18 protein-coding genes and 2 pseudogenes are annotated in these 18,663 nt (G+C 73.5%); 13 read left to right on the forward strand and 7 right to left on the reverse strand.

Annotated features, from left to right (window positions below; all coding sequences use genetic code 11):
• Positions 1–1,161 (reverse strand): glycogen synthase, encoded by a 1,161-nt coding sequence (gene glgA / locus WBK50_RS03290; RefSeq protein ID WP_341334168.1) that lies wholly within the window; start codon positions 1,159–1,161, stop codon positions 1–3.
• Positions 1,162–1,311: 150 nt separating this feature from the next.
• Between glgA and glgC the strand changes: the two genes are divergently transcribed.
• Positions 1,312–2,541 carry a glucose-1-phosphate adenylyltransferase gene (gene glgC / locus WBK50_RS03295; protein ID WP_341334169.1) on the forward strand — a complete coding sequence of 410 codons (1,230 nt, stop codon included), beginning with the start codon at positions 1,312–1,314 and terminating at the stop codon, positions 2,539–2,541.
• 4 nt (positions 2,542–2,545) lie between these two features.
• Here glgC and WBK50_RS03300 read toward each other — a convergent pair whose 3' ends face one another.
• On the reverse strand, positions 2,546–3,211 hold the full coding sequence (locus WBK50_RS03300) for an O-methyltransferase (protein WP_341334170.1): 666 nt from the start codon (positions 3,209–3,211) through the stop codon (positions 2,546–2,548).
• A gap of 242 nt (positions 3,212–3,453) precedes the next feature.
• On the opposite strand from WBK50_RS03300, the gene sigE reads away from it, so the two are divergent.
• From sigE to tatB, 4 genes are all read left to right on the forward strand, one after another.
• Positions 3,454–4,116 (forward strand): RNA polymerase sigma factor SigE, encoded by a 663-nt coding sequence (gene sigE / locus WBK50_RS03305; protein ID WP_341334171.1) that lies wholly within the window; start codon positions 3,454–3,456, stop codon positions 4,114–4,116.
• The gene (locus tag WBK50_RS03310; protein ID WP_341334172.1) at positions 4,113–4,904 is read left to right on the forward strand and encodes a hypothetical protein; all 792 of its coding nucleotides are present in this window, start codon (positions 4,113–4,115) and stop codon (positions 4,902–4,904) included. The genes sigE and WBK50_RS03310 overlap by 4 nt, the downstream gene beginning before the upstream one ends.
• Positions 4,905–4,997: 93 nt before the next feature.
• Positions 4,998–6,590: a S1C family serine protease gene (locus WBK50_RS03315; protein ID WP_341334173.1), complete on the forward strand. Its 1,593-nt coding sequence runs from the start codon at positions 4,998–5,000 to the stop codon at positions 6,588–6,590.
• Positions 6,591–6,609: 19 nt separating this feature from the next.
• The gene (tatB, locus tag WBK50_RS03320) at positions 6,610–7,020 is read left to right on the forward strand and encodes a Sec-independent protein translocase protein TatB (protein WP_341334174.1); all 411 of its coding nucleotides are present in this window, start codon (positions 6,610–6,612) and stop codon (positions 7,018–7,020) included.
• Positions 7,021–7,026: 6 nt separating this feature from the next.
• On the opposite strand, the pseudogene WBK50_RS03325 reads toward tatB, so the two are convergent.
• A pseudogene (locus tag WBK50_RS03325) lies at positions 7,027–8,437 on the reverse strand (amidase).
• 5 nt (positions 8,438–8,442) lie between these two features.
• Positions 8,443–9,381, reverse strand: coding sequence for a D-2-hydroxyacid dehydrogenase (locus WBK50_RS03330; protein WP_341334175.1), 939 nt, complete (start codon positions 9,379–9,381; stop codon positions 8,443–8,445).
• Between the two features lie 156 nt (positions 9,382–9,537).
• On the opposite strand from WBK50_RS03330, the gene WBK50_RS03335 reads away from it, so the two are divergent.
• The 7 genes from WBK50_RS03335 (at position 9,538) to WBK50_RS03365 (ending at position 14,849) form a co-directional block, all read left to right on the forward strand.
• A complete protein-coding gene (locus tag WBK50_RS03335; protein ID WP_341334176.1) occupies positions 9,538–10,050 on the forward strand; it encodes a DUF3830 family protein in 513 nt (170 codons plus the stop codon).
• 156 nt (positions 10,051–10,206) lie between these two features.
• Entirely contained in the window at positions 10,207–10,863 is a 657-nt protein-coding gene (locus WBK50_RS03340) for a maleate cis-trans isomerase family protein (RefSeq protein ID WP_341334177.1), read from the forward strand.
• 52 nt (positions 10,864–10,915) lie between these two features.
• A complete protein-coding gene (locus WBK50_RS03345; RefSeq protein ID WP_341334178.1) occupies positions 10,916–11,647 on the forward strand; it encodes a maleate cis-trans isomerase family protein in 732 nt (243 codons plus the stop codon).
• A gap of 7 nt (positions 11,648–11,654) precedes the next feature.
• Entirely contained in the window at positions 11,655–12,377 is a 723-nt protein-coding gene (locus WBK50_RS03350; protein ID WP_341334179.1) for a GntR family transcriptional regulator, read from the forward strand.
• 170 nt (positions 12,378–12,547) lie between these two features.
• A complete protein-coding gene (locus WBK50_RS03355; protein WP_341334180.1) occupies positions 12,548–13,240 on the forward strand; it encodes an AEC family transporter in 693 nt (230 codons plus the stop codon).
• Entirely contained in the window at positions 13,234–13,473 is a 240-nt protein-coding gene (locus WBK50_RS03360; RefSeq protein ID WP_341334181.1) for a hypothetical protein, read from the forward strand. Before WBK50_RS03355 ends, WBK50_RS03360 begins: the two co-directional genes overlap by 7 nt.
• A 119-nt stretch (positions 13,474–13,592) precedes the next feature.
• On the forward strand, positions 13,593–14,849 hold the full coding sequence (locus tag WBK50_RS03365; RefSeq protein ID WP_341334182.1) for an aspartate aminotransferase family protein: 1,257 nt from the start codon (positions 13,593–13,595) through the stop codon (positions 14,847–14,849).
• A gap of 76 nt (positions 14,850–14,925) precedes the next feature.
• Here WBK50_RS03365 and WBK50_RS03370 read toward each other — a convergent pair whose 3' ends face one another.
• On the reverse strand, positions 14,926–16,080 hold the full coding sequence (locus WBK50_RS03370) for an Mrp/NBP35 family ATP-binding protein (RefSeq protein WP_341334183.1): 1,155 nt from the start codon (positions 16,078–16,080) through the stop codon (positions 14,926–14,928).
• A 223-nt stretch (positions 16,081–16,303) separates the two neighbouring features.
• Here WBK50_RS03370 and WBK50_RS03375 point away from each other — a divergent pair, with 223 nt between their 5' ends.
• Entirely contained in the window at positions 16,304–16,765 is a 462-nt protein-coding gene (locus WBK50_RS03375) for a MarR family winged helix-turn-helix transcriptional regulator (protein ID WP_341339275.1), read from the forward strand.
• A gap of 9 nt (positions 16,766–16,774) precedes the next feature.
• On the opposite strand, the gene WBK50_RS03380 is transcribed toward WBK50_RS03375, so the two are convergent.
• A complete protein-coding gene (locus WBK50_RS03380; RefSeq protein WP_341334184.1) occupies positions 16,775–17,311 on the reverse strand; it encodes a DUF1003 domain-containing protein in 537 nt (178 codons plus the stop codon).
• Positions 17,304–18,639 (reverse strand): annotated as a pseudogene (locus WBK50_RS03385) (magnesium transporter MgtE N-terminal domain-containing protein). Before WBK50_RS03385 ends, WBK50_RS03380 begins: the two are co-directional and overlap by 8 nt.
• Positions 18,640–18,663: the final 24 nt, after the last annotated feature.

The following is an 18,663-nucleotide window of genomic DNA, read 5'->3' on the forward strand; positions in this document are numbered from 1 at the left end:
CTACAGGCTGCGGTAGATCTCGACGGTGCGCTCGGCCGCCTGCTCCCAGGCGAACTCCCGTACCGCCCGTTCGCGGCCCGCGACGCCCATCGCCTCGGCGCGGGCCGGGTCCGCGAGCAGGGCGTTGACGGCGTCGGCGATCCCGCTGCGGAAGGTGTCCGTGTCGTGCTCGTCGTAGTGCACGAGGGTCCCCGTCACGCCGTCCTCGACGACCTCCGGGATCCCGCCCACGTCCGAGGCGACGACGGCCGTGCCGCACGCCATCGCCTCCAGGTTGACGATCCCCAGCGGCTCGTACACCGACGGGCAGACGAACACCGTCGCGGCGGACAGCAGCTGGCGGACCTCCGCCGTGTCGAGCATGCGCCGCACCCAGATCACGCCGGGCCGGGCGGAGGCCAGCTCGCTGACCGCCTTCTCCGTCTCCTCGGCGATCTCCGGGGTGTCCGGCGCGCCCGCGCAGAGCACGATCTGGGCGTCCGGACTGATCGAGTGTGCCGCGGCGACCAGGTGCCCGAGCCCCTTCTGCCGGGTGATCCGCCCGACGAACACGACGATCGGCCGGTCCGGGTCCACCCCGGCCTCGACGACGGCGTCCCGGCCGGGATCCGGCCGGTAGAACTCGGTGTCGATCCCGTTGTGGACGACGTGGACCCGGGCGGGGTCGAGGGAGGGATAGCAGCTCAGGACGTCGTCCCGCATGCCCCGGCTGACGGCGATCACGGCGTCCGCGGACTCGTAGGCGGTCCTCTCCACCCAGGACGAGAGCCGGTAGCCGCCGCCGAGCTGCTCGGCCTTCCACGGGCGCCGGGGTTCGAGCGAGTGCGCGGTGACGACGTGCGGGATCCCGTAGAGGATCTTCGCGAGGTGCCCGGCCATGTTCGCGTACCAGGTGTGCGAGTGCGCGACGTCGGCGTCCTGCAGCCCTGCGACCATCGACAGGTCCACGCCCAGCGTCTGCAGCGCGGGGTTCGCCCCGGCCAGCCCGCCCGGGGTGGCGTAGGCCGTCACGCCCTCCCGGGGCGGGGAGTCGGCGCCGCCGAAGGCGTGCACGTCGACGTCGACGAGGGCCCGGAGGGCAGGGACGAGGTGCGCGACATGGACCCCGGCGCCGCCGTAGACGTCCGGGGGATATTCGCGGGTGAGCAGACCGATCCGCACGCGGACACACGCTATCGGTTGATCGGCCGCCGACACAGGGGCTTCTCGGTGTGGCCCGGCACCCGCCGGGCGCACTAGGGTCTCCCCCGTGACCGTGCGACTGCTGGACGGGCCGTCCGGGATGGGCGGCAGGCGATGACGTCCTCCCGGATGCTGACCCCCGGAGGCATGCCGGCGAACGTGCTCGGCATCGTCCTGGCCGGCGGTGAGGGCAAGAGGCTGTGGCCGCTCACGGCGGACCGCGCGAAACCAGGTGTGCCGTTCGGCGGCAACTACCGCCTGATCGACTTCGTGCTCTCCAACCTGGTGAACGCCGGGATCCACCGGATCTGCGTGTTGACGCAGTACAAGTCGCACTCGCTGGACCGGCACATCTCCACCACGTGGCGGCTCTCGAGCGTGCTCGGGCAGTACATCACCACGGTCCCGGCGCAGCAGCGGCTCGGCCGCCGCTGGTACACCGGCAGCGCGGACGCGATCTTCCAGAGCCTCAACCTCGTCTACGACGAGAGGCCGGACTACATCGCCGTCTTCGGCGCGGACCACGTGTACCGCATGGACCCGAGCCAGATGATCGCGCAGCACATCGAGACGGGGGCGGGCGTCACCGTCGCCGGCATCCGGGTGCCGCGGATGGAGGCCAAGGCCTTCGGCTGCATCGACTCGGACGCGGAGGGCAAGATCGTCGGGTTCCTCGAGAAGCCGTCGGACCCGCCGCACGTCCCGGACGACCCCGAGGTCACCTTCGCCTCGATGGGCAACTACGTGTTCACCACGGAGACGCTCATCGACGCGTTGCGCGCCGACGCCGAGGACCCGGACTCGGACCACGACATGGGCGGGGACATCATCCCGCGGCTGGTCAACGAGGGCGAGGCGCACGTCTACGACTTCGCGGACAACGTCGTGCCCGGCGAGACGGACCGCGACCGCGGCTACTGGCGCGACGTCGGGACGATCGACGCCTACTACGACTCGCACACGGACCTCGTCTCGGTGCACCCGATCTTCAACCTCTACAACGAGCGCTGGCCGATCCGCACGGCGACGCCGCCGCTGCCGCCGGCCAAGTTCGTCGAGGGCGGGATCGCGCAGGACTCCATCGTCGGCGCGGGCACGATCATCTCCGGCGCGATCGTCCGCCGGTCCACGATCAGCCCGAACGTGACGATCCAGGCCGGCGCCGAGGTGTCGGACTCGGTGATCCTGCCGGGGGTGAAGATCGGCCGGGGCGCCGTGGTGCGCCGCGCGATCCTGGACAAGAACGTCGTGGTGCCCGACGGCGCGCTGATCGGCGTCGACCTGGCCCTGGACCGGGCGCGCTACACGGTGAGCCCGGGCGGGGTCGTCGTCCTCGGCAAGGGCGTCACCGCCCTCTGAGGAGTCAGACCCGCGTCGCGCAGAGCAGGCCCTGCCCCAGCGGGAGCAGGGCCGCGACCAGGCGTCCATCGTCCCGGGCGAGGTCCGCGACCTCCTGCAGCGCCGCGGCGGCGAGGTCGGCGCGTTCGTGGCCGTCGTGGCCGGCGCGGTCGATCCCGGGGTCCGCGAGCACCCCCTCCAGCACGACGACGCCGCCCGGCCGGATCAGCCGGACGGCCTCCTCGAGGTACCGCGGGTACTCGGTGGGCACGGCGTCGACGAACACCAGGTCGTAGCCGCCGTCGGTGAGCCGGGGGAGGACCTCGAGGGCCATGCCGTTGATCAGCCGGAGCCGGGACGGGCCGTAACCGGCGTCGAGGAACGAGCGGCGGGCCGCCCGCTGGAGCTCGGGGTCGACGTCGATCGAGGTCAGCGTGCCGTCCCCGGACATCCCGCGGAGCAGCCAGAGTCCGCTCACGCCCGCTCCGGTGCCGATCTCCACGACCGCCTTCGCCGACGTCGTCGCGGCCAGGAACGCCAGCGCGGCACCGACCCCGCTGGTCACCGGGGTCGCGCCCGCCGCGTCCCCGCGGGCGCGGGCGGACGCCAGGACGTCGTCCTCGGCGAGGTAGCCGTCGGCGGTGCCCATCGGGCGGTCCGCCCGCTCGTTCGCCGCCAGGGGGCCGGTCATGGCACGAACTTACTGTGCGCAGGCCCCGCCACCGCGCGGACGGGGAGGAAGATCGGGAAATTTCGTGCGCCGGGAGATTTCACAGGCTCTTCTCAGTCGGATCTCACGCGTCTGTCATGGGAGTGGGGCACCGTGTGGGTCGTGGGACCGGGGTCGTCGGTTTCACACCGGCGAACCGGGGAACCCCGCACTTCGCTCGTCGCCACGAAGGCACGACCCGCCGCAGGAGGTGCGCTCCCCCGATGACCGACCGACCGGCCACCGTGGGCTTCGACGCGGAAACGGTGACGTCCTCGTCGCCGGGCTCCGTGTCGCTGCCCGGCGAAGGGCCCGAATGGACCCCGCCGAGCTGGGACGAGGTCGTCCGAGAGCACGCGGACCGGGTCTACCGGCTCGCGTACCGGCTCAGCGGCAACCCGCACGACGCGGAGGACCTCACCCAGGAGACCTTCATCCGGGTCTTCCGCTCGCTCGCGAACTACAAGCCCGGCACCTTCGAGGGCTGGCTGCACCGGATCACCACGAACCTGTTCCTGGACATGGTCCGCCGCCGCGCCCGCGTGCGCATGGAGGGCCTGCCCGAGGACACCGACCGGCTCCCGGGCGGCGGCCCGGAGCCGGAGACGGTCTTCTCGGAGACCCACCTGGACCCGATGCTGCAGGACGCGCTGGACGAGCTGCCCCCGGAGTTCCGGGCCGCGGTCGTGCTGTGTGACGTGGAAGGCCTCTCCTACGAGGAGATCGGCGCCACGCTCGGCGTGAAGCTGGGTACCGTGAGGAGCAGGATCCACCGTGGCCGCGCTCAGCTGCGCGGTGCGCTCGAGCGTCGCCGCGCGGAGGGCGAGCAGCTGCGGAGCGGTGGTCCGGGTGAGCTGGTGATGGTCGGGGAGGTAGCGGGTCGATGACCGAGGCGCGCCGCAGGTTCGTCCGCGGACCCGGCTGGGGCACGGACCACCTGTCGTCGGACGCGGTGGTGGCCTTCGTCGACGGCGAGCTCGCCGCCGGTGCCCACGAGCGGGCCGCCGCCCACGTCCGCGAATGCCTGGAGTGCACCGCCGAGGTGCGCGTCCAGCGGCAGGTCCGGACGCGGCTGCGCGGTGCGGACGTCCCGACAGTCCCGTCCTCGCTGCTCGCAGCCCTGCAGTCCATCCCGCAGGACGCCGAGCTGCCCCCGTCGCCGCCCGGTCTCGCCATGACCGCGGACGGCACGCTCGTCTCGGTGCTGCGGCCCGAGCGGATGCCGGACGTCGTCCGGCCCGCCGTCTCGGTCCAGCCCGACACCTCCGTCCGGCGGCCCTTCCGCCCTGCGCTCGCCGACGCGCCGGCCGGGCTGCCCGACGGTTTCCCGGACCGGTCCGACGAGCACCCGCAGGCCGGTCGCGTCCGCCGGCTGCGGGTCGGTGCGGTCGGCGCGGTCTCGGGGCTCGCCCTCGGGGCGCTCGCGCTCGGCGCGGTCCCGTCCGCCGGCGTCCCGCACACCGGCGTCCCGGCTCCGCGCGGGGTCCTCGGCGGGCCGGTGCTCGGCGGCGCCGGCGGTGTCGTGCCGGCCGCACGTCTGCAGGACACCACGAGCCGCGTGGTCTCGACGCCGTCCGCCTCGGCCACCCCGGCCGCCGCGCCGATCGTCCCCGCGGAGCTCCGGCAGGACGAGCGCACGGCCGTCCCGGCGTTCCCGCCGGCCGGCCTGCGCTGAGCTTCTCCCGCCTGGCCCGGCTACGCGGACTTCACCCCGTGTCCGGCAGGCTGAGCGGGTCCGATCAGACCCGTCCCCTGGAGCCGGCCTGCGATGTCAGACGAGCAGGACGCGCGCGAGCGCGCCGAGCCGGACTCGTCCGTGCCCCCGCAGGACGCACCCCGGCCGGACGCGCCCGGGCCCGAGATCGCCGATCTCCGCGAAGAGGCGGGCGGGCCGCCCCGGCTGAGCCCGCGCCCGCTCGAGCGGCCGCCCGTCGATCCCCGCACCGCCGCGGCCTTCGCCCGGCCGAACGGGGTCGACGGGGGCTTCGCCTCGACGCCCGGCAGCAACGGCCGTACCCGGCTCGCCCCGGTCCCCACCGCCGCCCTGGCCACGGCCTTCGGCCGTCCCGTGACCGGCGGACCCACCCTGCAACGCCCGCCCGTCGAGGCCGGTGGCTCCGACGGTGACGGCGCGGACCCCTTCTGGAACTCCGGCGCCCAGCAGGATCCCTGGCGTGACCCCGCCACGCCGGTCGAGCTCGGTCCGCCGCAGCCCGCTGAGCAGACCCCGGGCGCCAGCGCGCCGGCCCGCGTCGGCGCCCGGCTCAGCGTCCGGGAGCTGCTGTTCGGTCGCCGCGTCGACCCGAAGGCCCTGGCCCTGCTCGGCGTCGTCGCGCTTCTCATCGGGGCAGTCGGCGGGCTCGTCGGCCGCTACACCGCGGAGGGCGCCAACTCGCTCACCGATCCCGGCGCCACCCTGACCGCCACGTCGGACGGCAAGGAACGCCCGCCCGGCTCGGTCGCGGACATCGCGCAGCGGGTCCTCCCCGCGGTCGTCTCCGTCGATGTCAAGGTGGGGCAGGAGGGCGGGACCGGTTCCGGCGTCGTGATCGACCAGGCCGGTTACGTGCTCACCAACAACCACGTCATCGCCCCGGCCGCGGGCGCGCAGGGCGCGACCATCGAGGCCGTGTTCAGCAACGGCACCCGGGCCCCGGCGCAGATCGTCGGCCGGGACCCGAAGACGGACCTTGCGGTGGTCAAGGTGCGGGTGACCAACCCGACCGTCGCGACCATCGGGACGTCGAAGTCACTGGTCGTCGGGGACGGTGTGATCGCCATCGGGTCGCCGCTCGGCCTGGCCGGCACGGTCACCGAAGGCATCGTCAGCGCCGTCGACCGGCCCATCCGGCTCGACGGCGAGGGCTCGGACGTGGCGGTCATCGACGCCGTCCAGACCGACGCCGCGATCAACCCCGGCAACTCCGGCGGGCCGCTCGTGGACTCCACCGGTGCCGTCGTCGGGATCAACAGCGCGATCCGCAGCCTCGGCGCGATGCAGGACGAGGGCGGTTCCATCGGCCTCGGCTTCGCCATCCCGATCGACGACGCCCGGGTCATCGCGGAGGAGCTGATCGGCACCGGCGTGGTCAAGCACGCGGACCTGGGCGTCAACACCCGCTCGGTCACCGACGGCGCCGCCGATGGCGCGGAGGTGCAGAACGTCGTGCACGGCGGGGCGGCCGCTGTGGCCGGGATCCTCGAGGGGGACGTGATCGTGAAGGTCGCGGACCGGTCCGTCGCCGGGGCGGACGAGCTCGTCGTCGCGGTCCGGAAACGCAACCCCGGGGACGTCGTGCCGATCCAGCTGGTCCGGGACGGCCGACCGCTGACGGTGACGGCCACCCTGGCGTCCGACTAGATCCGGGTAGGCTGATCGCGTGTTCGACTCCGTCGGCTGGGGCGAGATCCTGGTCCTCATCGTGGCGGGCCTGTTCATCCTGGGCCCGGAGCGGCTGCCGGCTGCCGCGGCGTGGCTGGGCAAGACCATCCGGCAGGTCCGCGAGTACGCCACGGGCGCGAAGGACCAGCTGCGCAACGAGCTCGGCCCGGAGTTCGACGAGCTGCGCAAACCCCTGGAGGACCTGCGCGGCCTGCGGAACTTCAACCCCCGCACCGCGGTCCGCCGGAGCCTCTTCGACGACGGCGACCTGTTCGGCGCAAAGCCCAACGGCCACGCCCCGGGAGCGAACAGCGGCAGCGTGACCGCGCAGCCGCATCCGGCGGCGGCGCCGCAGCCGGAGAAGCTCGCCCCGAACGAGCGCCCCCCGATCGACCCGGACGCGACCTGACCGGGCTCAGCCGAGCAGCGGCGGGCGGCGGGTGTGGTGGTCCGTCGCCGTCTCGAACGCGTGCGCCGCGGCCAGCACCCGGCCGTCCGCGTGCCGCGGGCCCACGATCTGCAGCCCCACGGGCAACCCGGCCGAGGTGAACCCGCAGGGGACGCTCGCGGCCGGTTGCTGGGTCATGTTGAACGGGTAGGTGAAGGGTGTCCAGGACGTCCACCGCGGGCCCGCCGACCCGGGCGGCACCTCGAGCCCGCCGGCGAACGCCGGGATCGGCAGCGTCGGGGTGAGCAGCAGGTCGTACTCGGCGTGGAACGCACCCATCAGGGTGCCCAGGTCGTTCCGGACGGCCATCGCGGTCAGGTAGTCCAGGGCGCTGTACCGCGCGCCCTGCTCCGCGATCTCCACCAGCGACGGGTCCATCTGGGCCCGCGCCTGCGGGCCCAGGTTCTCGATCGTCTTGGCGGCGCCGGAGAACCAGAGCACGTGGAAGGGCTCGACCGGGTCCGCGAACCCGGGCTCCGCGCGCTCGACCGTCGCGCCGAGCGCGGCGAAGACGTCCGCGGCCGCCTCGAAGGCGGCCTCGACCTCGGGGTCCACGGTCGCGAAGCCCAGCGTCGGGCTGACGGCGATTCGGAGCCCGTCGACGCCGTCGACCAGCGTGTCGGTGAACGTGCGGGCGTACGGGGGGAGCAGCCAGGGGTCGCGGCCGTCGAAGCCGGAGATCACGTCGAGCAGCAGCGCCGCGTCCGCCGCGGTCCGGGTCATCGGTCCGACGTGCGCGAGCGTGCCGAAGGGGCTGCCCGGGTGGTGTGCGACGCGGCCGTAGGTCGGCTTGTGGGCGACGGTGCCGGTGAACGCGGCGGGGATGCGGACCGAGCCGCCGCCGTCCGTGCCGAGGGACAGCGCGCCCATGCCCAGCCCGACGGCCGCGGCGCTGCCGCCGCTGGACCCGCCGGACGTCAGCGTCGGGTCCCAGGGATTGGTCGTGACCCCGGTGAGCGGGGAGTCCGTGACGCCCTTCCAGGCCAGCTCCGGGGTCGTCGTCTTGCCCAGCAGCACCGCCCCGGCCTCGCGCACCCGCGCGACCGGCGGCCCGTCGACCTCGGCGGGCGCGTCCGGCGAGGTGCGCGAGCCGCGGCGGGTCGGCCAGCCGGTCGTCAGCAGGATGTCCTTGATCGACGTCGGCACGCCGTCCAGCGGCCCGCGCGGCGTTCCCGCCTGCCAGCGGGCCTCCGACTCCTTCGCCGAGGCCTGCGCGCCCTCGGCGTCGACCAGGTTGAAGGCGTTGACCGTGTCGTTCAGTGCGGCGATCCGGTCCAGCGCGTCCCGGGTGGCCTCCACGGGCGAGCTCCCCGGTCCGGTAGGCGGCGAGCAGTTCGGTGGCCGAGAGGTCGGCGGTGGTCCTGGTGGGGGTGGACACGGGGATCAGCCCTTTCCGGAGACGTAGCCGAGGCTCTTGTCGACGACGTTGCGCAGCGGCTCGCCGGCGCGGTAGCGGGTGAGGTTGTCGAGGAACAGGTCGACGAGCAGGTCCCGCCAGCCGACGACGTCGCCGGACATGTGCGGGGAGACGATCACGTTCGGCATCGCCCACAGGGGGGAGTCGTCCGGCAGCGGCTCGGTCTCGAACACGTCCAGCGCGGCACCGGCGATCCGGCGGCCCGCCAACGCGTCGACCAGGTCCTGCTCGACGACGAGCCCGCCGCGGCCGACGTTGATCACCCGCGCGGAGTCCGGCAGGGCGTCGAGCGCGGCCTTGTCCAGCATCCCGCGCGTGGTGTCGGTGAGCGGGGCGGCCAGGACCAGGAAGTCCGTGGTGGGCAGCAGGCCGTCGAGGGCGTCGAAGGGATGCACGCCCTCCCCGCCGCGCCGGCCGACCAGCTCGGTCCGCAGCCCGACGGCCCGGAGCAGGTCCGCGATCGCGTGTCCGATCGGCCCGCTGCCGACGACCGTGGCGCGCTTCCCGGCGACGCCCTCGGTCTCGCGGTGCCGCCACCGCGTACGGGACTGCAGCGCGAGCGTCCCGGGCAGGTCCTTGGCGAACGCCAGCACGCAGCCGAGCACGTACTCGGCCATCGGGCGGTCGAAGATGCCGCGGGAGTTCGTCAGCACGGCGTCCGAGGCGAGCAGCTCGGGGAACGTGACCTTGTCCACGCCCGCGCTCGCGGTGTGCACCCAGCGGACCGAGTCCGCGGCGTGCCAGGCGCCGGGGACGGCGTGGGAGAGGAAGTCCCACGTCAGCAGGACGTCCGCCCCGGGCAGCGCGGCGGCGAGCGTCGATTCGCTCGCGAACCGGATCTCGGCCCCGTCCGCGCGTTCTTCCAGACCGGCCGGCCGATCGTCGCCGGTGAGCACGGCAATCACCGGTCGACCTGCAGAAACGGCCACGCCGAAGATCCTTCCGGAGGCGGGGGAGACGATTGACACGCTAGGAAGCGCTCGTATGATTGTCAACAATCCGCGTGGAGATCACCTGCGTGGACCGTGCCCGTGCTCCCGACCGTTCTCGAGGTGTGTGCGTTGCCGAAGTTCATCAGGATCTCCCTCGAGCGTCGTGGCGTCTCCTGTGTCGCCGAGCTGCTGGAGAAGGATGCCCCGCGAACCGCGGCCGCGGTGTGGGAGGCGCTGGCCGACGGTCCGCTGGGTGGGCCCGCCCAGCACGCCAAGTACGCGCGCAACGAGGTCTACTCGATCGTCCCGCGGTTCGGCCCGACGATCGGCCAGGAGAACCCGACGGTCACCCCGATCCCCGGCGACGTCTGCTACTTCGACTTCCACGGCGGCATGCTCGACGCGTCGTTCAAGCAGGACCAGGACATCGACCAGGCCCAGGGCGGGATCGACCTGGCGATCTTCTACGGCCGGAACAACCTGCTGCTCAACGGCGATGTGGGCTGGGTGCCCGGGAACGTCTACGCCACCATCGTGGAGAATCTCGACGCGATGGCGGAGGCGTGCCACGACGTGTGGCGCTCCGGCAGTGTGGGGGAGCGGCTCGTCTACGAGCGTGCCCCCGACCAGTCGTCCGAGTAGCGCTCGGACCTTCTCTGGGAGTCCTCGTGCCCGCTGAGCTTCTCCGTCGGCCTCGTCGAGTCCGCGCACGGTGAGAGACCCGCCGATCCCGACGCGCCGGGTGTCGGCGTCGTCGCGCCGTTCGACTTCGCTCTGGACCGCGAGCTGTGGCGCTGGGTGCCCGAGGACGTCTCCCTCTACCTGACCCGGCTGCCGTTCTTCACGACGCCGGTGACGGTCCAGATGGCCGTCGCGGTCGGGGACCGCCGGGCGGTGCGCCGGGCGACCAGGGACGTGCTGACGCCGCGGCCCGGCACCGTCACGTTCGCGTGCACGTCGGGCAGCTTCGTCAGCGGGGTCCAGGGCGAGTACGTGCTCCGCCGGACGATGATCGAGGCCGGGGCGCCCACCGCGTCGACCACGAGCGGGGCGCTGATCGACGCGTTGCAGGTCCTCGGCGTCACCCGGCTGGCGATCGCGACGCCGTACATCGAGGCGGTGACGACCCGGCTGGTCACCTACCTCGCGGACCACGGCGTGGCGACGGTGGCGAGCGAGGGGCTCGGGCTGCTCGGCAACATCTGGCGGGTGAGCTACGACCAGGTCGTCGACATCGTCCGCGCGGTGGACCGGCCGGAGGCCGAGGCGTTGTTCATCAGCTGCACCAACCTGCCCACCTACGACATCATCGAGCCGCTCGAGCAGGCGCTGGGCAAGCCGGTGCTGACGGCGAACCAGGTGACGATGTGGGCGTCGCTGCGGGCGATCGGCCGGCAGGCGGTCGGCGGCGGCCGGCTGCTCTCCGCGCCCGAGCAGCAGCTGTCGATGGCGTGACTCCGGCCGGAAGGACTCGACATGTTGTCCGGTTGTCGACAATCATGAGGGCATGAGCACTGGCACGCCGACCGTCGGCATCCTCTACCCCGGCTTCTCCGCCGAGGACGACTACCCGCGCGCCGAGCAGCTCCTCGGCGACGCCCGCCTCCCGCTCGTGCACACCCTGATGCGGGAGGACGCGCACCGCGTCGACGCGCTGCTGGACGTCGGCGGCGACGAGATCCTCGCGGACGGGGCCCGGGCGGTCGCGGAGCAGGCCGGGCCGTTGGACTCGATCATCTGGGCCTGCACGTCCGGCAGCTTCGTCTTCGGCTGGGACGGCGCCGCGGCGCAGGTCGACGCGCTGCGGAAGGTGGCGGGGGTACCGGCGTCGAGCACGTCGTTCGCCTTCGTCGACGCCTGCCGGCGGCTCGGGATCACCAGGGTCGCCGTGGGGGCCACCTACCCGGACGACGTGGCGGAGCGGTTCGTCGAGTTCCTCGGCAAGGCCGGGATCACGGTCCTGACGCTCTCGGCGCGCGGGATCGTCACCGCCGCCGAGGTCGGCACGCTGCCCGGGGACCTGGTGCTGGACTTCGCCGCGGCCGCGGACCACGCGGACGCGCAGGCCGTCCTGCTGCCGGACACGGCGCTGCACACGGTCGACCTGCTCGACGCCCTCGACGCGCGGGTGGGCAAGCCGGTGCTGACGGCGAACCAGGTGAGTATCTGGCAGGGCCTGCGCCTCGCCGGGCAGGACGAGCGGCGGAAGGGCTTCGGCGCCTTGTTCGCCGGGAACTGAGGGGTTCATGGAGCTGGACACGAGCGGGCTGGAGCCCCTGGAGCGGCGGTCGACGGCGGCGATCGTCGCGGACCGCATCCGCACGGCGATCATGCGCGGGACCTTCCCGCCCGGGACCCAGCTCGGGGAGGTCGAGCTCGCGAACCGCCTGGGGGTGAGCCGCGGTCCACTGCGCGAGGCGATGCAGCGGCTCGTCGCCGAGGGGTTGCTGCGCAGCGAGCGGCACCGCGGGCTGTTCGTCCGGGACCTCGACGCGGCGGACGTGCGGGACGTCTACACGGCCCGGACCGCCGTCGAACGGGCTGCGGCGTTGCTGCTGCTCGCCGAGGGCGACCGCAGCGCCGCGGTCGCGCGGCTCACCGCGGCGCTCGCGACGATGGAGGCCGCCGCGGCCGCGGGGGACGCCGTCGCGCTGGCCGACGCGGACCACGACTTCCACGCCGAGCTCGTCGCCGCGTCCGGGAGCCCGCGGCTGCACCGGATGGCCCGCGCCCTGCTCGTCGAGACGCGGATGTGCCTGGCAGCGCTGCAGCAGACCGCCCCGCCGGCGGAGGACCTGCTCGACGAGCACCGCACGCTGCGCGACGCGCTGCGGGACGGCGACGCCGCCCGGTTCGTGGGGATGCTCGAGGCGCACATGGCGGACGCGGTCGCGCGGATCCTGGACGTCACGGCCGTCGCGGACCTGACCACGGACGAACCCGACCCGACCGGAGCCGTCCCCGCCTGACCTGTGCGCGGGAAACCTCGCTAGAACGAGGTTCCCCGCGCACGACCCCCGGCGACCTGCGGTCTGTCCTCCCCGGCGGCCGTGAACCCGGGGAACCTCCGTAACCTGGTCAGGCGTGACGGCCCAGTGACCTCCGACGGCCCAGTGGCCTCCGCGGCGAGCGACCTCCGGTGAGCGGCATCCTCGAGGGTTTCCTCGTCATCGGCGTCGTCGTGGGCGTCGGCTACCTGATCGGCCGCGCCGGGGTGCTCGGCCCGTCGGCCACCCAGGTCCTGTCCCGCACCGCGTTCTTCGTCGCCAGCCCGGCCCTGTTGTTCGTCACCCTGCAGGCGGCGGACGTCCGGGCGGTGTTCTCCGAGGCGCTGATCGTCACCGCCGGGTCGAGCTCGCTGGCCTGCCTGCTGTACGTGCCGATCGGGCGCTGGTGGCGCAGGCGCCCGGCGGGCGAGACGGCGATCGGGGCGATGGCCAGCGGCTACGTCAACGCGGGCAACCTCGGCATCCCGATCGCGACGTACGCGCTGGGCAGCGCCGCCGAGGTCGCCCCGGTGCTGCTGTTCCAGCTCGCCGTACTGACGCCGCTGTTCTCCACCGTGCTCGACGTCGTGTCCTCGAGCGGGGAACACTCCTCCCGGATGCGGACGATCTCCGCGCCGCTGCGGAACCCGCTGGCGGTGGCGAGCGGGATCGGCATCGTCGCGTCGCTCGTCGACTTCCACCCGCCCGAACCGGTGATGGCGCCGATCCAGCTGATCGCGGACCTCGCCGTGCCCGGCATGCTGCTGGCGTTCGGGATCTCGCTGCGGGGTGCGGCGCGGCCCGGCTCGGGGAGTCCCGGCCGCTGCTGCTGTCGATCGTGGTGATCAAGACCGTGCTGCACCCGCTGATCGCGTACCTGATCGGCGGGCCGATCCTCGGCCTGGAGGGGCACGCGCTGCTCGCGGTGGTGGTCCTGGCGGCGCTGCCGACGGCACAGAACGTCTTCGGCTACGCGGTCCGGTTCGACCAGGGGGTGGTCCTGGGCCGGGACGCGGCGCTGACCACGACGATCGTCAGCGTGCCCGTGCTGATCGCGGTCGTGGCGATCCTGGCCTGAACGGCGGCCGGTCTTGCCGCGAGCGAGGTCCCGTGGTTCCATCGACGCAGATTGTCGACAACCCGACAATCACCTGCCGCCTAGCTCGTACTGCTCGATCCGTCCAGGGAGCCCTCTTCATGGCACAGCTGTCCCCGATGCTCACCCAGGCCACCCCGGTCCAGGCCGCGCGCGGCGAGGGCGTCCACCTCTACGACACCGACGGCCGCCGGTACCTCGACTTCACCGCGGGCATCGGCGTGACCAGCACCGGGCACTGCCACCCCAAGGTCGTCGCGGCGGCCCAGGAGCAGGTTGCGACACTGATCCACGGCCAGTACACGACAGTCATGCACCAGCCCCTGCTGACGCTCACCGAGCGGCTCGGGGAGGTGCTGCCGGACGGTATCGACAGCCTGTTCTTCGCCAACTCCGGCAGCGAGGCCGTCGAGGCCTCCGTGCGGCTCGCCCGGCACGCCACCGGCCGGCCGCTGATCCTGGCGTTCGACGGCGGCTTCCACGGGCGCACCATGGGTGCGGCCGCGCTGACCACCTCCGGCGCGAAGATCCGCTCCGGCATCGGCCCGATGATGGGCGGCGTCGCGTTCGCGCCGTTCCCGTACGCGTACCGCTACGGCTGGACCGAGGAGCAGGCCGTCGAGTTCGCGCTCAAGGAGCTCGACCGGCAGCTGGTCACCACCGCGCCGGCCGCGGACGTCGCCGCGTTCATCATCGAGCCGGTCCTCGGTGAGGGCGGCTACGTGCCGACCCCGCCGCCGTTCCTGCAGGGCCTGCGCGAGCGCGCCGACCGCCACGGCATCCTGCTGATCGCCGACGAGGTGCAGACCGGCTACGGCCGCACCGGGAGGTTCTGGGGCCACCAGCACGCCGCCGGCGCCACCCCGGACATCCTGATCACCGCGAAGGGCCTGGCCAGCGGCTTCCCCCTGTCCGCGATCGCCGCGCCGCGGGACCTGATGGCGAAGGCGCGCCCGGGCTCGCAGGGCGGGACCTACGGCGGCAACGCGGTGGCCTGCGCCGCGGCGATCGCGACCCTGGAGGTCGTGCAGGAGGAGGGGCTCGTCGAGAACGCCGCGACCCAGGGCAGGAGGCTGCTCGACGCCGTCCGCGCCGCCACGGCGGACGTCCCCGTCGTCGGCGACGTCCGCGGCCTCGGCCTGATGGTCGGGATCGAGTTCACCGCCCCCGACGGCACCCCGGACGCCGCCACCGCCGTCCGGGCGCACGCCGCAGCGGCCGAGCAGGGCCTGCTGCTGCTGACCTGCGGCGCCTTCGGCAACGTCGTGCGGATGATCCCGCCGCTGGTGGTGAACGCCGAGCAGGTCGACGAGGGCGTCGCGCTCTGGACGAAGGCGCTCGCCGACGCCGTCTCCTGACCCCGGAGGGAACGCACGAACGGCACCCTCGCGCGGACCTGCCGCGCGAGAGTGCCGATCGGGTGGATCGACAGGGTTACTTGCGGACCGGGGAGATGTTCAGGCTCATCCCCGCCAGGCCCCGGCTCCGCACCGTGAGGGTGTCCGCGATGCCCTGCAGCGCCCGGGCGGCGGGGCTCTCCGGCTGCGCCCGGACGATCGGGGTGCCCGAGTCCCCGCACTCCCGCAGCCGCGGCTCGAGCGGGATCTGGCCGAGCAGCTTCACCGGCGCGCCCAGGGACTTCGTCAGCGAGTCCGCGACGGTCTGGCCGCCGCCGGACCCGAAGACCTCCATGCGCGAGCCGTCGGGCATCTCCATCCAGGACATGTTCTCGACGACGCCGGCGAGGCGCTGACGGGTCTGCAGTGCGATCGAGCCCGCGCGCTCTGCGACCTCGGCCGCAGCCTGCTGCGGCGTGGTCACCACGATCAGCTCGGCGTTGGGGATCAGCTGCGCGGTGGAGATGGCGATGTCACCGGTGCCGGGCGGCAGGTCCAGCAACAGGACGTCCAGGTCTCCCCAGAACACGTCCGCCAGGAACTGCTGCAGCGCGCGGTGCAGCATCGGGCCGCGCCACACCACCGGGGTGTTGTCCTGCACGAACATCCCGATGGAGATCACCTTCACGCCGTGCGCCTGCGGCGGCATGATCATGTTTTCGACCTTGGTGGGCCGGGCGTCCGCGCCGAGCATCCGCGGCACCGAGTGGCCGTAGATGTCCGCGTCGACGACGCCGACCTTGAGGCCCTTCGCGGCCATGGCCGCGGCGAGGTTGACCGTCACCGAGGACTTGCCGACGCCGCCCTTGCCGGAGGCGACGCAGTACACGCGCGTCAGCGAGCCCGGCTGGGAGAACGGGATGACCGGCTCCTCGGAGTCCCCGCGCAGGCTCTTGCGCATCGCGGTGCGCTGCTCGTCGCTCATCACGTCGAGCTCGACCCGCACGTCGCGGATGCCGGGCACGTCCATGACGGCGGTGGTGACGCGGGAGGTGATCGTCTCGCGCATCGGACAGCCGGCGACGGTGAGGTAGACGCCGACGGCCGCGACGCCGTCCGGCGCGACGGCGACGCTCTTGACCATGCCGAGATCCGTGATGGGCCGGTGGATCTCGGGGTCCTCGACCTTGGTCAGGGCGGCCCGGACGGCCTGCTCCATCGTCTCGGTGCTGGTGTTTCCCATGACGGACATCTGGGTCTCCGCTGAACCTTCCGTTGCGACGCATGACCGGGTGCGCGGCGATGTGGTGGTTCCGGCGCGCCCGGTGGGCTCGTTCCATGCTACGTCCGCCCCCGCGGCGGCCCGCGCATCCGTAGCATCTGTGAACGTGACGGACATCGCTGACGCCCCACAGGGGCTACTCAGGTCCGCGCACGGGGGGAACAGCAAGGATCCGGGACGGGCGCCGCGCACGGTGCCCTCCCCGGAGGAGCTGGCGTCGTGGCGGGCCTTCCTGCGCGCGCACGCCACGATCACCCGGGCGCTCGAGACCGAACTGGAGGCCGAGCAGCGACTCTCGCTGGCGGCCTACGACGTGCTGGTGCAGCTGGCGGAGGCGCCGCAACGCAGGTTGCGGATGACCGAGCTCGCGGACGCCGTGCTGCTGTCCCGTTCCGGGGTGACCCGGCTCGTGGACCGGCTCGAACGCTCCGGCCTGGTGCGGCGGGAACGGGTCGCGAACGACGGCCGGGGGGTCGCCGCGCTGCTCACCCCCGCCGGGCTGGACCGGCTCCGGACGGCGTCGCGGACCCATCTGCGGGGGGTGACCCGGCACTTCGTCCGGCACCTGGAGCCGGCGGACCTGGCCACGATGGAGCGGATCGGCCGGACGCTGGCCGCCCGCCAGGACCCGTCGGGCCGGAAGGCACCCGAGTAGCCGCGCCGGTCAGTCACCCGCCGCCGAGCGGCCCGCCCGCCGGGAACGGTCGCGGTCGCGCGCGGGCGGCTGACCGTCGACGGCAGCCTGCAGGGTCGCCGTCAGCCGGTCCAGCTCGCTGCGCAGGTAGTCCCGGGTGGCGACCTCGCCCACCGCGATCCGCAGCGCGGCGAGCTCGCGGGCGAGGTACTCGGTGTCCGCCTTCGTGCGTTCGGCACGGCGGCGGTCCTCGTCGAGCGCGATGCGGTCCCGGTCGTCCTGCCGGTTCTGGGCGAGCAGGATCAGCGGGGCGGCGTAGGCGGCCTGTGTGGAGAAGGCCAGGTTGAGCAGGATGAACGGGTACGGGTCCCACCGGATCCGCCACGCCACGAGGTTCAGCCCGATCCAGACCACGACGACCACGGTCTGGATCGCGAGGAAGCGCCCGGTGCCGAGGTAGCGGGCGACCCGCTCGGAGAGCCTGGCGAAGCCGTCCGGGTCCAGCTCGAACCGGCGGCGGCCGAGCCGCGGCTGGTCCAGCCGCCGGGACGTGTGCTGCTCAGGCATGGTCCGTTCCGTTCCGGTCCGCGGGTGGAGGCGGGGGCACTGCCGCCAGGACCCCGTCCACCACGGCAGCGCCCTGCCCCGCCCCGCCCCCGGGCTCGTTCATCCGGTCCCGCCAACCGATCGGCAGCAGGTGGTCCAGCACGTCGTCGACGGTGACGGCGCCGAGCAGGTGGTCCTCCCCGTCGACGACCGGGGCCGCGACCAGGTTGTACGCCGCGAAGTAGCGGGTGATCTCGCCGAGCGTGGCGTCGGGTGCCAGCCGGTCCAGCTCGGCGTCGACCACGCCCGCGACCAGCTCGAACGGCGCCTCGCGGAGCAACCGCTGGGCGTGTACGCAGCCGAGGTACCGGCCCGTCGGCGTCGCGCTCGGCGGCCGGCAGACGAACACCATGCTGGCCAGCGCCGGCGGGATGTCCGGGTTCCGGATCTGCGCCAGCGCCTCGGCGACGGTGGCGTCGGGCCGAAGGATGATCGGCTCCGGGGTCATCAGGCCGCCGGCGGTGTCCGACGAGTACCTCATCAGCCGCCGCACCGGCTCGGACTCCTCGGGCTCCATCAGCCCCAGCAGCCGGCGGGCCTCCTCGTCCGGGAAGCTCGTGCAGCAGGTCCGCGGCGTCGTCGGGGGACATGGCCTCCAGCACGTCCGCGGCGCGTTCGGAGTCCAGGTGGCCCAGCAGGGTGCGCTGCTCGGACTCGGACAGCTCCTCGAAGACGTCCGCGAGCCGCTCGTCGTCCAGGCTGTCGATGACCTCGTGCTGGCGCTTGCGGGGCAGCTCGGACAGCGCGACGGCGAGATCCGTGGGACGCATGGTGTCGAAGACGGCGAGCAGACCCTCGGTGCCCTGCCGGTCCGACAACGTCAACCCCTGCACCGCGCTCCACGGCAGCACCTGCACCTGCGCGCGGCGGGTGAGCCGTGGCCGGCGCGCGCGCACGGCCAGCCGGCCGACCACCCAGTCCCGGGAGCGCAGCGGCTCGATCGCCGCGTCGACGACGACGGCCTCCTCGCCCGAGTCCCGCAGCCGCACCGGCGCGTCGAGCATCTGGCCCAGCACCAGCGTCTCGTTGGGGCGCTGGTGGAAGCCGCGCAGGCTGACCGAGCCGGACGCGAGCGTGACGGCCGCCGGATCGATGTCCGCGACGCGCAGCATCGGCACGAAGATCCGGCGCCGGGTCGACAGCTCGACGACGAGCCCCAGCACCCGCGGCGGGGTCGCGTCCACCCGCAGCGTGGCCACGACGTCCCGGACCTTGCCGATCCGCTCACCGTCGGGCCCGAACACGGCGAGCCCCGCCATGCGGGCGACGAAGATGCGTGCGGACCCCATGGGCGCAGCCTAGAACGGTGACAC

It is taken from the genome of Pseudonocardia sp. T1-2H (genome assembly GCF_038039215.1).
Classification (GTDB): Bacteria; Actinomycetota; Actinomycetes; order Mycobacteriales; family Pseudonocardiaceae; genus Pseudonocardia.

What these genes read in the sequence shown, in the direction of transcription:
- glgC (WP_341334169.1), top strand. Translation starts at nt 1,312, where the DNA reads ATGCTGACCCCCGGAGGCATGCCGGCGAACGTGCTCGGCATCGTCCTG.
- WBK50_RS03300 (WP_341334170.1), bottom strand. Translation starts at nt 3,211, where the DNA reads ATGACCGGCCCCCTGGCGGCGAACGAGCGGGCGGACCGCCCGATGGGC.
- sigE (WP_341334171.1), top strand. Translation starts at nt 3,454, where the DNA reads ATGACCGACCGACCGGCCACCGTGGGCTTCGACGCGGAAACGGTGACG.
- WBK50_RS03310 (WP_341334172.1), top strand. Translation starts at nt 4,113, where the DNA reads ATGACCGAGGCGCGCCGCAGGTTCGTCCGCGGACCCGGCTGGGGCACG.
- WBK50_RS03315 (WP_341334173.1), top strand. Translation starts at nt 4,998, where the DNA reads ATGTCAGACGAGCAGGACGCGCGCGAGCGCGCCGAGCCGGACTCGTCC.
- WBK50_RS03345 (WP_341334178.1), top strand. Translation starts at nt 10,916, where the DNA reads ATGAGCACTGGCACGCCGACCGTCGGCATCCTCTACCCCGGCTTCTCC.
- WBK50_RS03350 (WP_341334179.1), top strand. Translation starts at nt 11,655, where the DNA reads ATGGAGCTGGACACGAGCGGGCTGGAGCCCCTGGAGCGGCGGTCGACG.
- WBK50_RS03365 (WP_341334182.1), top strand. Translation starts at nt 13,593, where the DNA reads ATGGCACAGCTGTCCCCGATGCTCACCCAGGCCACCCCGGTCCAGGCC.
- WBK50_RS03370 (WP_341334183.1), bottom strand. Translation starts at nt 16,080, where the DNA reads ATGTCCGTCATGGGAAACACCAGCACCGAGACGATGGAGCAGGCCGTC.
- WBK50_RS03380 (WP_341334184.1), bottom strand. Translation starts at nt 17,311, where the DNA reads ATGCCTGAGCAGCACACGTCCCGGCGGCTGGACCAGCCGCGGCTCGGC.